General features: G+C 58.8%; 12 protein-coding genes. 5 read left to right on the top strand and 7 right to left on the bottom strand.

What is annotated here, in order from left to right; genetic code table 11:
* Window positions 1-489 (bottom strand): DUF2628 domain-containing protein, encoded by a 489-nt coding sequence (locus ACTJKV_RS19260; RefSeq protein WP_111848748.1) that lies wholly within the window; start codon window positions 487-489, stop codon window positions 1-3.
* A gap of 61 nt (window positions 490-550) precedes the next feature.
* Window positions 551-1,147 (bottom strand): imidazoleglycerol-phosphate dehydratase HisB, encoded by a 597-nt coding sequence (gene hisB, locus ACTJKV_RS19255; RefSeq protein ID WP_274103597.1) that lies wholly within the window; start codon window positions 1,145-1,147, stop codon window positions 551-553.
* Window positions 1,148-1,360: 213 nt separating this feature from the next.
* On the opposite strand from hisB, the gene hslV reads away from it, so the two are divergent.
* From hslV to ACTJKV_RS19235, 4 genes are all read left to right on the top strand, one after another.
* Entirely contained in the window at window positions 1,361-1,885 is a 525-nt protein-coding gene (hslV, locus tag ACTJKV_RS19250; RefSeq protein WP_062444634.1) for an ATP-dependent protease subunit HslV, read from the top strand.
* Between the two features lie 78 nt (window positions 1,886-1,963).
* Window positions 1,964-3,271 carry an ATP-dependent protease ATPase subunit HslU gene (gene hslU / locus ACTJKV_RS19245; RefSeq protein WP_062444636.1) on the top strand — a complete coding sequence of 436 codons (1,308 nt, stop codon included), beginning with the start codon at window positions 1,964-1,966 and terminating at the stop codon, window positions 3,269-3,271.
* 173 nt (window positions 3,272-3,444) lie between these two features.
* Window positions 3,445-4,398 carry a DUF1402 family protein gene (locus tag ACTJKV_RS19240; protein ID WP_274103600.1) on the top strand — a complete coding sequence of 318 codons (954 nt, stop codon included), beginning with the start codon at window positions 3,445-3,447 and terminating at the stop codon, window positions 4,396-4,398.
* A 118-nt stretch (window positions 4,399-4,516) separates the two neighbouring features.
* A complete protein-coding gene (locus ACTJKV_RS19235; RefSeq protein ID WP_274103601.1) occupies window positions 4,517-6,685 on the top strand; it encodes a malate synthase G in 2,169 nt (722 codons plus the stop codon).
* A gap of 112 nt (window positions 6,686-6,797) precedes the next feature.
* Here the strand turns inward: ACTJKV_RS19235 and ACTJKV_RS19230 are convergent, their stop codons facing one another.
* Window positions 6,798-7,484 carry a L,D-transpeptidase gene (locus ACTJKV_RS19230; protein WP_062424793.1) on the bottom strand — a complete coding sequence of 229 codons (687 nt, stop codon included), beginning with the start codon at window positions 7,482-7,484 and terminating at the stop codon, window positions 6,798-6,800.
* 182 nt (window positions 7,485-7,666) lie between these two features.
* Between ACTJKV_RS19230 and ACTJKV_RS19225 the strand changes: the two genes are divergently transcribed.
* Window positions 7,667-8,152 (top strand): MmcB family DNA repair protein, encoded by a 486-nt coding sequence (locus ACTJKV_RS19225; protein WP_112359117.1) that lies wholly within the window; start codon window positions 7,667-7,669, stop codon window positions 8,150-8,152.
* 15 nt (window positions 8,153-8,167) lie between these two features.
* Here the strand turns inward: ACTJKV_RS19225 and ACTJKV_RS19220 are convergent, their stop codons facing one another.
* The 4 genes from ACTJKV_RS19220 to ACTJKV_RS19205 form a co-directional block, all read right to left on the bottom strand.
* The gene (locus ACTJKV_RS19220) at window positions 8,168-8,752 is read right to left on the bottom strand and encodes an ActR/PrrA/RegA family redox response regulator transcription factor (protein ID WP_062444645.1); all 585 of its coding nucleotides are present in this window, start codon (window positions 8,750-8,752) and stop codon (window positions 8,168-8,170) included.
* 96 nt (window positions 8,753-8,848) lie between these two features.
* On the bottom strand, window positions 8,849-10,156 hold the full coding sequence (locus ACTJKV_RS19215; RefSeq protein WP_274103603.1) for an ActS/PrrB/RegB family redox-sensitive histidine kinase: 1,308 nt from the start codon (window positions 10,154-10,156) through the stop codon (window positions 8,849-8,851).
* A gap of 18 nt (window positions 10,157-10,174) precedes the next feature.
* Window positions 10,175-12,661: an ATP-dependent helicase HrpB gene (gene hrpB, locus ACTJKV_RS19210; protein ID WP_274103604.1), complete on the bottom strand. Its 2,487-nt coding sequence runs from the start codon at window positions 12,659-12,661 to the stop codon at window positions 10,175-10,177.
* Between the two features lie 4 nt (window positions 12,662-12,665).
* Window positions 12,666-13,616: an ornithine cyclodeaminase family protein gene (locus tag ACTJKV_RS19205; RefSeq protein WP_274103605.1), complete on the bottom strand. Its 951-nt coding sequence runs from the start codon at window positions 13,614-13,616 to the stop codon at window positions 12,666-12,668.
* Window positions 13,617-13,873: the final 257 nt, after the last annotated feature.

The following is a 13,873-nucleotide window of genomic DNA, read 5'->3' as shown; positions in this document are numbered from 1 at the left end:
TCAGCGCCTTCCGTTCAAATCGAATTGAAACGAGCCCGCGGGATCGTTCGTCATGAAGCCGCCCACCCGATCACGGGTCTTCCACTCAGGCTGCGACACCGTCATATGCGCATCGTCCTGTTCGGGCAGGTTCGAAAAATACATCTGTTCCGCCGTCGAAAGATCACGTGCCACGATCACGTCCTTCAGCGTCCAGCCCTTGGCAATCAAATGACGCTGAAGCAGGTTGCGACCTTCGAAGCCGGCTATCAACCCTGCGGTGATGGTGAATAGGAGGCCCACTACGCCGAGGCCATCGAGCCTCGACACCTGACCGGCGGCGACCTGCAGAATGACGACGGAGACGGCAATCCACCACATGCGATGGATGGCAAACCAGAGCCACGGAAACAAAAGAGCAAGCCACGAAAATCTGTCCGCGATGAAGCGAGTGGTGCGGTGATCCCTGTCGGGTCCGCCCGGTGCTTCCAGAACCAGATAAGATGTCATTGGCGTTCCTGACGACGTTCAGAGCAGCACCGGTGTCGGTTGCTCTTCATGTTTCACCGGATCAGGCCAGCATGCCCTTCGTTGAAGGAATGCGACCTGCCTGCCTGGGATCGATTTCGGTGGCGCTGCGCAATGCGCGCGCAACCGCCTTGAAGCACGTCTCGGCGATATGATGGTTGTTGGCGCCGTAATGGTTGAGAATATGCAGCGTGATCCCGGCATTCTGCGCCAGCGCCTGGAAGAATTCGCGCACCAGTTCCGTATCGAATGTACCGATCTTCGGTGCGGAGAACTGCACGTTCCAGACCAGGAAGGGGCGGCCGGAGATATCGACGGCAGCCTTCGTCATCGTCTCGTCCATGGCAAGGTCGAGCGAGGCATAACGCGTGATGCCCTTGCGGTCGCCCAAGGCTTTGGCAATCGCCTGGCCGATGGCAATACCGGTGTCTTCGACCGTGTGGTGATCGTCAATGTGAAGGTCGCCCTTCACGTCGATCTCCATGTCGATCAGCGAATGGCGGCTCAGCTGGTCCAGCATATGATCGAAAAAGCCGACGCCTGTCGAAATTTTCGCCGTACCCGTTCCATCGACATTCACGCGGACCGAGACGGAGGTCTCGTTGGTCTTGCGGGAAATCTCGGCTGTGCGCTCTGCCATTGCGGCTGCTCCTTGGACAATCTGGCCGTTCCTTACCAGCCTGCACCTCAAATATCCAGTCATTCCATCGTCTTGTCAGTGCCGCCTGAGTGCTACGGTTAAGCAAGATTGCAATCGGCAAAACGGGACTTACATAATTTGCGAAAAGGACCGCAGCCGATCAGCGGTTCGGAAGCTTCAGATGCAAGGCCCGGATGGGCAGACAGGTGCTTTATGACAACAATCATTACAGTGAGAAAGGGCGGCAAGGTCGTCATGGCCGGCGACGGACAGGTCAGCCTTGGCCAGACCGTGATGAAGGGCAACGCCCGCAAGGTGCGTCGCATCGGCAAGGGCGAAGTGATCGCCGGTTTTGCCGGTGCCACGGCAGACGCCTTTACCCTTCTCGACCGGCTGGAAAAGAAGCTGGAACAATATCAAGGCCAGCTGATGCGCGCTGCGGTCGAACTCGCCAAGGATTGGCGCACAGACAAATATCTGCGCAATCTCGAAGCCATGATGCTCGTCGCCGACAAGTCGATCACCCTTGCCATCACCGGCAATGGCGATGTCCTGGAACCCGAACATGGCGCAATCGCCATCGGCTCCGGCGGCAACTACGCCTTTGCCGCGGCACGTGCCTTGATGGATTCGGATAAGTCGGCCGAAGAGGTCGCCCGTCAGGCACTCGATATCGCCGCTGATATCTGCGTCTACACCAACCACAATCTCGTTATTGAAACGTTGGACGCTGAATAAGCGTACGGATCACCAACCCATGGTTCCTGCGGGCCGGGCCGTCATGGCTGGCCGCAACAGGAAGCCGAAAGGATCGAAATGACCACTTTTTCTCCCCGAGAGATCGTCTCGGAACTAGACCGCTACATTATCGGTCAGCACGATGCCAAGCGCGCGGTCGCCATTGCGCTTCGTAACCGCTGGCGCCGCCAGCAGCTCGATGAGAGCCTGCGCGACGAAGTGATGCCGAAGAACATTCTGATGATCGGACCGACCGGTGTCGGCAAGACCGAAATTTCAAGACGCCTGGCAAAGCTCGCCGGTGCGCCCTTCATCAAGGTAGAAGCGACGAAATTCACCGAAGTCGGCTATGTCGGCCGGGATGTCGAACAGATCATCCGCGATCTGGTCGAGATCGGTATCGGCCTTGTGCGCGAAAAGATGCGTGCCGAGGTCCAGGCCAAGGCCCATGCCAGCGCCGAGGAGCGCGTTCTTGACGCACTCGTCGGGCAGACCGCGTCGCCCGCCACCCGTGACAGCTTCCGCAAGAAGCTGCGCGATGGCGAGCTCGACAAGAAGGAAATCGATATCGAGGTCGCCGATACCGGCTCCGGCATGCCCGGCTTCGAGATCCCCGGGATGCCGGGCGCCAATATCGGCGTGCTCAACCTGTCTGAAATGTTCGGCAAGGCCATGGGCGGGCGCACCAAAAAGGTCCGCACCTCGGTGGAGAAATCCTATGCCGAACTGATTCGCGACGAGTCCGACAAGCTTCTGGACAATGAGCAGATCCAGCGCGAAGCGGTCAAATCGGTCGAAAATGATGGCATCGTCTTCCTTGACGAAATCGACAAGATCGCCGCCCGCGATGGTGGCATGGGTGCCGGTGTCTCTCGCGAAGGCGTGCAGCGCGATCTCCTGCCGCTGGTCGAAGGCACCACAGTCTCGACAAAGTATGGACCGGTAAAGACGGATCACATCCTCTTCATCGCGTCCGGTGCCTTCCATGTGGCAAAGCCCTCCGATCTTCTGCCTGAACTTCAGGGCCGCTTGCCTATCCGCGTGGAGCTGAAGCCGCTGACGAAGGAAGACTTCCGCCGCATTCTGACCGAGACCGAAGCGAGCCTGATCCGCCAGTACAAGGCGCTGATGGCAACCGAAGAACTCGATCTGGATTTCACCGACGACGCCATCGATGCATTGGCCGATGTGGCGGTCCATCTCAACTCATCGGTCGAAAACATTGGTGCGCGCCGTCTGCAAACGGTCATGGAGCGTGTTCTGGATGAAATCTCCTTCAACGCGCCCGATCGCGGTGGCTCGTCGGTCAAGATCGATGACGCCTATGTCAAGGAACATGTGGGCGATATCGCCGCCGACACGGATCTGTCGCGCTACATTCTTTAAGGCAGACCCGAGAATAAGTTTCAAAAATCAGAGGGAGTGCGGCAAATCTTGCCGCACTCTTATTTTACCGGCCTTCTCTCGACATGTGGCATCGCTTTTCGTTAATGAATGTCGAAAGTCGATCCTCTGGATTATTCCGGCAAGAGAGCCGGCAAGAGAAAAGGCATCCGCTCGTGCGCAAAACTCTCCTGGCATTGGCCACGCTTCTGGCCATTGGCACTGTTCTCCCGTCCTATGCTGAGGCCGCGACGCTCGTGCCGCCTGGTAACCGCAACGCGGAACAACCGGGTGTTCCGGGTGCCTCGGCGCGCCGTACCAAGGGCTCGAACTCCACCTACGAGCGAAAATACCAGAAGGTCTACGAGCTTCTTTCCAGCGACAAGCAGCTAATCTCCAAGATCAAATCGACGGCAAGCCGCTATGGCATCGATCCGATCCACATGATCGGCGCGATCGTTGGCGAACATACCTACAATGTCGATGCCTATGATCGCCTCCAGTCATACTATGTGAAGGCAGCGTCCTACGCGGGGAACAGCTTCCGCTTCGGCTATAAGGATGAGACGATTGCGCAGTTTTTGACGCATTCGCAATTTGCCAAATGCCAGTCGAAAAACGATTCCTACAGCCTGTGGAATTGTCGCGAAGATGTCTGGGAGGCGAGCTTCCGCGGCAAGACGGTCGATGGCGTCAGCTATCCCGATAACCGCTTCAGCGCCGTGTTCTTTCAGCCCTTCTATGCCGGCCAGACATTCGGATTGGGACAGATCAATCCGCTGACGGCGCTCATGCTGTCGGATACGGTGGAGCGCACCTCTGGCTATGAGAAGCTGGACGAGAACGATGCCTCTGCCGTCTACACGGCCATCATGGATCCCGACCACTCGCTCGCCTATATGGCCGCTGCGATCCGCAAATCCATCGATGACTACAAGTCGATCGCCGACATGGATATTTCCAAAAATCCTGGCCTGACATCAACGCTCTACAATCTCGGCGGCTCACAGCAGCGGGCTGCCGCACTGGCGCAGAAGAACCGCCAAAGCGGCGGTAGGGTCTGGCCGGAAGAGAATTATTACGGCTGGCTGGTCAATGAGAAGCTGCCAGAGCTGCAGAAGCTTCTCTAACTGGAACAGGTTTTTGAGATTATTTCCTGAACGGAAAAAATCTTTGATGCGCAGCGACGGTTGACGGAGGCTGGGTACAGCCTCCACTCTATGGACAATGATCATAGGGAGATATGTTGTGAGCCGCATCGAGCATAACGGACTGTCATTCGACGAGACGCTTTACCAGTTTTTGAAGGATGAGGTTCTGCCCGAGACGGGGCTGAACGCCGACACCTTCTTCGACGGTTTCTCCGCGATCGTTCACGATCTTGCGCCGAAGAACAAAGAGCTTCTCGCCAAGCGCGACGCCTTCCAGGAAAAGCTCGATGATTGGTATCGCCAGAACGGCGCGCCATCCGACCTCGCAGCCTACGAGGCCTATCTGCGCGAGATCGGCTACATCGTTCCGGAAGGCGCGGCCTTCAAGGTCAACACCCAGAACGTCGATCCGGAGATTGCCGAACTTGCCGGGCCGCAGCTCGTCGTACCGGTGATGAATGCGCGCTACGCGCTGAACGCCGCCAATGCCCGCTGGGGCTCGCTTTACGATGCGCTTTACGGCACGGATGCGATTGCTGAAGACGACGGCGCCGAAAAGGGCCGGGGCTACAATCCCCGTCGGGGCGAAAAAGTCATCGCATGGGCAAGATCATTCCTCGACGGCTCCGTACCGCTTGCCAGCGGCAAATGGGCGGATGTCAGCGGTTTGCGCGTGGTTGACGGTGCCTTGGTCATTGACCTGGACGGCAGTTCGACAACCCCTGCCGATCAGGCGCATTTCGCCGGCTTCGATGGCGATGCATCGAAACCATCTGCTGTTTTGCTGAAAACCAACGGCATCCATATCGAAATCGTCGTCGATCCCACCACTGCCATCGGCAAGGCTGATCGCGCCGGCATCTCCGATGTAATCCTCGAATCGGCGCTGACGACAATCATGGACTGCGAGGATTCCGTCGCGGCCGTGGATGCGGAGGACAAGCTGGTCGTCTATCGTAACTGGCTTGGCCTGATGCGCGGTGATTTGACCGAGGAGGTCTCCAAGGGCGGGGAAACCTTTACCCGTCGTTTGAACCCCGACCGAAATTATACCGCGCGCAATGGAACGGCTCTGACGCTTCCCGGCCGCTCGCTGATGCTGGTGCGCAATGTCGGTCACCTGATGACGAACCCCGCTATCCTCGACCGCAATGGCCAGGAAGTTCCGGAAGGGATCATGGATGCGGTCATCACCGGTCTGATTGCACTTTACGATGTCGGCCCGATCGGTCGCCACCAGAACTCGCGCGCCGGATCGATGTATGTCGTGAAGCCCAAGATGCACGGCCCGGAAGAAGTCGCCTTCGCAGCTGAGATCTTCACCCGCGTCGAACAGCTTGTCGGCATGCGCCCCAACACCATGAAAATGGGCATCATGGATGAGGAGCGCCGCACGACCGTCAACCTCAAGGAATGCATTCGCGCTGCGAAGGACCGCGTCGTCTTCATCAATACCGGCTTCCTCGATCGCACCGGCGACGAAATCCATACCTCGATGGAAGCGGGGCCGATGATCCGCAAGGGAGACATGAAGCAGGCCGCCTGGATTGCGGCGTATGAAAACTGGAATGTCGATATCGGTCTTGAATGCGGCCTGTCCGGTCATGCGCAGATCGGCAAGGGCATGTGGGCCATGCCCGACCTGATGGCTGCCATGCTGGAGCAAAAGATCGCCCACCCCATGGCGGGTGCCAACACGGCCTGGGTGCCCTCGCCAACGGCCGCAACGCTGCATGCGACGCATTACCACAAGGTCGATGTCGCCCAGGTGCAGGAAGGGTTGAAGAGCCGCGGTCGTGCCAAGCTCGGCGATATTCTATCTGTCCCCGTCGCGGTTCGCCCCAACTGGACGCCTGAGGAAATCCAGCGCGAGCTGGATAACAACGCTCAGGGTATTCTGGGCTATGTCGTGCGCTGGGTCGATCAGGGTGTCGGTTGCTCCAAGGTGCCGGACATCAACAATATCGGCCTGATGGAAGACCGCGCCACGCTGCGCATCTCCGCCCAGCACATGGCAAACTGGCTGCGCCATGGCGTGGTCTCGGAGGAGCAGATCGTCGAGACCATGAAGCGCATGGCCGCTATCGTCGATCAGCAGAATGCCGGCGATGCGGCCTATACGCCCATGGCTGGCAACTTCGACGATTCGGTTGCGTTCCAGGCGGCGGTGGAACTGGTGTTGAAGGGCAGGGCGCAGCCGAACGGCTATACCGAGCCAGTCCTTCACCGTCGCCGTCTTGAATTGAAGGCGAAACAACGCGCCTGAGAGTATCCTCTCCGCGTTTGGGATGCACGCTGATCGGCAAGCATCTCAGACCGGAAACAAAAAAAGCCGCCGGGAATCCACGGCGGCTTTTTGAATACTCTGGATCCGGAAATTACTGGATCACGATAACCTTAGAGCTGCGGCCTGGACGGATGCGGCTGTAGAGATCGATCACGTCCTGGTTGATCATGCGAATGCAGCCGGAAGAGGCGGCGGTTCCGATCGAGGCCCATTCAGGCGAACCGTGGATACGGAACAGCGTATCCTGGCCCTGTTCGTTAAAGAGATACATGGCGCGCGCACCGAGCGGATTGCTGATGCCGGGACCCATGCCGTTTTCGACATATCTGGCTACTTCAGGCTTGCGTGCCGCCATTTCTTTCGGCGGATGCCAGGTTGGCCATTCCTGCTTCCAGGCCACATAGGCTTCACCAGCCCAGGCAAAACCCTGCTTGCCGACGCCGATGCCGTAACGCACGGCCTTGCCGCCGGGCAGGATGTAATAAAGGAAGCGCTCGCGGGTGTTGACGATCACCGTGCCCGGCTTTTCAGCGGTTTCATAGTTCACGATCTGGCGATGAAACTTCTTGTCAACGCGGTTGATCGGAATGGCGGGCAGGGCGTAACCAGCGTCCGTTGTCGCGCCGTAAACTTCATCGCCGAAGATCTGGGCGGTCTCGACGACAACCGGAGCAGCGAGCGGGCGGGCGGAAGAGGTTTCAGTCGTTGTGGACGCGCAGCCGGTCAGCGCAAGGATGGACGACAGGCCGAGTGCAGTCAATGAAGTGCGAATGCGCATGGTGTTCTCGCGGAAAATTCGCTTATATAAGCGGTGCATGAAGCGATATTGGATCATCGGGTTATTTTCGATTAATCCATGCTTTGCAAGCCATCGCACCGCAGCAAGATTACCGCTTGTGCGAATATGCTGCTTCATGGTCTTTTTGCAACAATTTCGGGGGCCTTTTCCAGAATCCGTCCATGACTATTCTTTCCTTTACCAATAACAACCCGTTAATCGACGGTCGCCAATCTGAGAAAGCCATGCTTGTGCGCCGGGGCGTGCAGGTATTGCTGAACGAGATGCGGCACTCCGTTCTGCCAGAGCTGGCGCTATCCAGCGGCCGGCGTGCGGATCTCATCAGCCTGTCGGTCAAAGGGGAAATCTGGATCATCGAGATCAAATCCTCGATCGAGGATTTCAGGGTGGACCGCAAATGGCCTGACTACAGGCTGCACTGCGACCGGCTGTTCTTCGCCACCCACGCTGGCGTCCCGCTCGAGATCTTTCCCGAAGAGTGCGGCCTTTTTCTCTCAGATGGATATGGCGCCCATATGGTGCGCGAGGCGCCGGAACATAAGCTGGCGCCGGCCACACGCAAATCTCTGATGCTGGATTTCTCCAGGACGGCGGCGCGCCGCCTGATGATGGCGGAATGGTCCACCGGCACCAGCTACTCGGACTGATCCGTAGCCCGTTGCTTATTTGGGCGCGCGCTTGGCCAGAATGCGCTGCAGCGTGCGGCGGTGCATGTTCAGCCGCCGTGCCGTCTCCGAGACGTTTCGCTCGCACATTTCATAGACGCGCTGAATGTGCTCCCAACGCACCCGGTCGGCGGACATCGGGTTTTCCGGCACTTCCATCCGGTCGCCTTCACGCTGTGTCAGTGCGTTGAAGACATCGTCGGCATCCGCTGGTTTTGCCAGATAGTCGAGCGCACCAAGCTTTACGGCAGTGACGGCGGTCGCAATATTTCCGTAGCCGGTCAGCACGACGATTTGCGTGTCATCGCGATGCTGGCGAATGGCCTCGATCACTTCCAATCCATTGCCGTCGCCGAGCCGCAGGTCCACCACCGCATATTTTGGCGGCGCGCTCTTCGATTTCTCGATGCCTTCACTCACCGATTCGGCGGTGTCCACCACAAAGCCACGCGCCTCCATGGCACGCGCCAGACGGCGCAGGAAGGGACCGTCATCATCGACGACCAGCAGTGACTTGTCCGGACCGATCGCATCCGAAGCCGTCATCGCCTCTTCTTCGTGCTTCTGTCCGTCATCAGCCATGGTCGTTTCCTTCGGTCATTCTGTTATCTTTCGGCGATCATATCCCTCATGCGCCACAAGCGCCACAAGCGTGAGGCTTTCCTAAGAGACTTCAGATCACCGGCTCTTATTATCTTCCATGACCGATCGCGGCCAGATGACGGTCACCCTCGCACCTGCGGCATTTGGTCCACGATTTTCGAATGTCAGTGAAGCCCCGGATCGTTCCAGCAACGTCTTGGCAATGAAGAGACCAAGTCCGAGTCCTCCAGCCGTCGCATCATTATGCCTTTTGGTCACATAAGGATCGCCGATGCGTGAGAGAATATCCGGCGAATAGCCGTCGCCATCATCCTCGATCGTCACCATCACCTGCTGCTGATCATGCGCCACGGTGACGGTCACCATATCCTTGGCGTAGTCGACGGCGTTTTCCAGTAGATTCCCAAGCCCGTAGAGAATTCCGGCATTGCGCGCCCCGACCGGTTCGTCTGCCCGTCCGGACTTTTCCACCAGCTTGAGTTTCACGCCGAATTCCCGGTGCGGTGCCATCACTTCCTCGATCAAAGAGGAGAGCGGAAGCCGGCGAATATGTTCTTCGCCTTCGGCAGAAAGCGATGTCAGCCGGCGCAGAATATCGCGGCATCGCTCGCTTTGGCTGCGTAGAAGCGCGACATCCTCGCTGAAGCGCTCGTCCTTTCCAAGCTCGCGCTGCATCTCCTTGGCGACCACGCTGATTGTCGCAAGCGGCGTGCCCAATTCATGGGCTGCGGCTGCAGCGAGACCATCCAGTTGCGACAGGTGCTTTTCCCGCTCCAGCACCAGTTCGGTCGCAGCAAGCGCATCGGCAAGCTGATTGGCTTCATGCGAGACGCGATAGGCATAGAAGGCGGCAAACAACATCATCGCAACGATCGAGCACCAGATGCCGATATGGATGATGAGCTGGATCGGCAATTCTTCGCCTGGATACCAGGGAACAGGAAACGGCGAAAAAGCAATCGCTGTTGCGCAAGCCAGCGCGAAGAACAACAAGACGAGAGAATGTTTCAACGGCTGCGAGGCAAAGGCAATGATGACCTGAACGCAGATTAGGGGCGCGAACGGATTGGACAGGCCGCCGGTAATATAGATCAGCGCCGTCAATTGCAGCAGGTCGAAAGCAAGCAGCAGCGTCGCCTCCCACGGCTCCAGACGATAGGTCGCCGGAAACCGAGCCGATAGAAAGAGGTTGGCAGTTGCAAGGGCCGCGATAAGAAGCGCGCAGGTGAGCAGTGGCAGGGGAAAGCCAAGGCCAAACGCAACGATCAGAAGCGTGGCGCTCTGCCCGGCCACGGCAAGCCAGCGCAGCCAGACAATGGTCTGCAGCCTGATCTGGCGGCTGGCGCGGCCGAACCGTGTCGTTTCTACAGGCGGCTTTGCCATTGGTGCCTCGTTATCATCTCATGTGCCGCGCGGCTTGGCGCGATGTGTGGCTTGCGCGGATGCCGGATCTTCCGGCCAGGGATGGCGTGGATAACGCCCGCGCATATCCGCGCGCACGTCCTTCCAGGAGCCCGCCCAGAACCCTGGCAAATCCCGCGTGGTCTGTATCGGCCTGTGGGCAGGCGAGGTCAATTCCAGCAATAGTGGCAATTTGCCGCCTGCCACACTCGGGTGATCCTTCAAGCCGAAGAGCTCCTGCACGCGGATGGTCAGCGTCGGCTCCTCGCCCTCATAGTGGATCGAGTGCTTTTGTCCGGTCGGCGCTTCGAAATGGGTGGGAAGCAATTTGCCAAGCTGGCGAAGTTCCTCGTGCGGAACCAGCGAGCGCAGCCCATCGATGATGTTGCCGCTATTGATCTCATGGATCGTCTTGGCGTCATGCTGAAAGGGCACAAACCACTCGTCCAGCCGGTCAATCAGCGCCGCGTCATTCATATCCGGCCATGGCGCACCGACACTGCGGTTAAGAAAGCCGAGGCGATGGCGCAACTGCTGTGCCTCTTTAGAAAAGGGCACAATGCCAAGCCCATATTCGCGGATGCCGCTGGCAAGCGCTTGCGCCGCCTTCTCTCCCGTCGGGCGTGCAAGTGGCGTTTCATCGAGAATAATGGCGCCGATACGCGAGACGCGTCTTGCCCGGACCTGTCCGCTTTGCTTGTCGAAGAAAAGCTGGTCTTCCTTGACGACCGCCTCTGGCAGAAATGCGTCCACATCCCGCATGGCGATCGAAGCGGCCGCCAGAATCCTCGGTCGTGCGGCGCGGCCGACGATGTCGGCGACCACCAGCATCTTTTCGGCCGCCAGTCGCTGCGTCTCTTCCACCTCGCCACCACGTCCATTCGCCATCACATATCGACCGCGCCCACCACGCTGGAATGCGATGCGATCCGGAAAGGCATGCAACAGAAGCTGCCCGGCCGTCAGAGCTGCTTCCGATCCGTCCCTTTTGCCTGGAAGGGAGGAAAGGAGCCGTTTTGCCAGTCCTTTGGCAGCGGCTGCGCGCTCCGTCTTCTCGCCCTTGAACCGGCGAAGCCGCTCTTCAAGATCGATATCGTTACCGCCAAGCCCCTGTTCTGTCAGAAGCACGGCAAGCAGCGAAGCCTCATGGCCACAGCCAAGCTCTTCTGCCGCCAGGACCATGGCTGCGAGGCGCGGCGGCAGGGCCATCTCGCGCATCAGCTTTCCGCGTGCGGTCATCGCGCCAGACCGGTCGAGAGCGCCAAGCCCTTGCAGCAGCGCATTAGCCTCTTTCAACGTAGACGCCGGCGGCTGATCGAGAAATTTGAGGGACGCCGGATCGCTGACACCCCAATGGGCGAGATCGAGCGCGAAACCGGAAAGGTCGCTGGAAAGAATCTGCGGCGGCGTAAACGCTGGCAGCGCCGCTGTCTGTCCCGCGTGCCACAGACGGATGGCAATACCCGGCTCCGTTCGCCCCGCGCGGCCAGCACGCTGGTCAGCAGACGCGCGAGAGACCTTTACTGTCTCAAGCCGGCTGATGCCGGTCGAGGGCTCGAAGACGGGCAGGCGTTGGAGCCCGCTATCGATGACAATCCGCACACCGTCGATGGTGATCGAGGTCTCCGCAATCGAGGTTGCCAGCACGATCTTGCGCCGACCGCTTTCCGGTGGCTTGATCGCTGCGTCCTGTTCTTTCTGCGAGAGGTTTCCATAAAGCGGGATCACCTGCGTATTCGGATCGAATCGGCCCTCCAATCTCTCAGCGGTGCGCTTGATCTCCGCTTGCCCCGGAAGAAAGGCAAGGATCGATCCGGCCTCTGCGGCATGCGCCTCGATGATCGCCCGCGCCACCTTGTCTTCGACCCGCTCCTGTCCGGCCCTGTCTTCGTAGCGTATATCGACCGGAAAGCTCCGGCCGAGACTGGTGATGACAGGCGCCTGATCGAGCAGTGCACTGATCCGTTCGGAATCCAGCGTGGCGGACATCACCAGCAAATGCAGATCATCGCGAAGGCCTGCCTGCACATCCAGCGCCAATGCGAGGCCAAAGTCGCCATCAAGCGAGCGCTCGTGAAACTCGTCGAAGATGACGACGGACGCGCCGCGAAGCTCAGGATCATCCAGAACCATCCGCGCGAACACGCCTTCGGTCACAACTTCGATTCGCGTTCTGGCAGAAACGCGATTGTCGAGACGCATGCGATAACCCACGGTGCCACCGACATCCTCTTTCAGGAGTGACGCCATGCGGCTTGCCGCCGCTCGCGCCGCCAGTCGTCGAGGCTCCAGAAGAATGATCTTGCCGTCCCCCAGCCACTCCTGGTCGAGCAGATAAAGCGGCACCAGGGTCGTCTTGCCAGCCCCTGGCGGGGCGCAGAGGACGGCTTTCTTCGCGCGGGCAAGGTCTTGGCCCAACGCAGCCAGCACATTCGTGACCGGGAGATTGCTTGAATCCTGGATTGCCGTTTTGATCGTACTCGTCATGACGTCAGTTGGTCCGTCGTGTCACGCTTTCATAGGCAAGGATTGCGCCAGCCAGATCTTCCAGCGCCGCACCGACCGATTTGAACAGCGTGATCTCGTTATCGTTGTCTCGGCCCTTTTGACGCCCTGAAACGAGATCGGCAAGCTCTGCCTTGATATCCTCTCGCTGAAGCAGACCGGCCTCAAGCGGCTGCACGATATCGCCCCCTTCTTTAAGAGCGCCATCGAAGGTGTCGACATAAACGCTTGCCAACTGCACGGCCGCATCGTCGCTCTCGCGCATGGAAGGCTTGAAGGCGCCAACGAGATCGAGATGCGCGCCCGGCTTGAGCCAAGCGCCTCGGATCAATGGCTCGTTGGAGAGCGTGGCGCATGAAATGATATCGGCGTCCCGTGCGCCGACTTCCAGATCGGCGCAGGCAAAAGCATTGAGCCCCATCTGCCGGGCTTCAGCGGCTGCCTTCTCCGCGGAAGCCATATTCCGCCCCCATATATGGAAGGTGGAAATGTTTCGCACCGTAGAATGGGCCTGCATCAGGTTGAGCGACAGGCGCCCGGTGCCAACCATCAGCATGGACGACGCATCAGGCCGCGCGAGGTATTTTGCTGCGACAGCGGAGGTTGCCGCAGTCCGGCGCGCCGTTAACTCGCCGCCTTCGACTGCCGCCAGCATTTCCCCAGTCTTGCCGGAAGAGAGAAGATAGGTTCCAAAGATCGCAGGCAGGGCACGTGTACTGTTATCCGGGAAGACGGAAAGGATCTTCACGCCCATATAGGAGCCAGGCACCCAGGCGGGCATCATCAGAAGCGTGGCATTCCTCTCACCTGGCACAGCGACATCATGATGATGCCGAACGGGCATCTCGCAACCGGTGCGAAACATCGTTTCGATCGCTTCGATAAGCTGTGGCCACGCCAGTGCGTTGCGCGTTTCGTCTTCATTCAGAACCAGCATCGACTTTTCCCTTCTTCTCTTATGCGTCGAGCTTAGCATGGTGAGCGCATCATTGAAGAGATGGGCGATTTGCAGAGCTGTAAAACACGCTTGATGTCAGGGTCTGAGATGCTGCCAGAAGTGTGACCTCAAAAAAACCCAATAATTACTGTCACTTACGAGAAAACGACAGATTTATGAAAAACCTCTGTTGACTTGTTTGGGGTGTGTCTCTTATAAGTCCGCTCACTGACGAGGGCGGCGGCGCTGCTGGCGAC

Source organism: Agrobacterium sp. 22117 (assembly GCF_052045735.1).
GTDB classification, from domain to species: Bacteria; Pseudomonadota; Alphaproteobacteria; order Rhizobiales; family Rhizobiaceae; genus Agrobacterium; species Agrobacterium cavarae.
The sequence above is the reverse complement of the archived record's forward strand: the minus strand, read 5'-3'. Positions and strand labels throughout refer to the sequence as shown.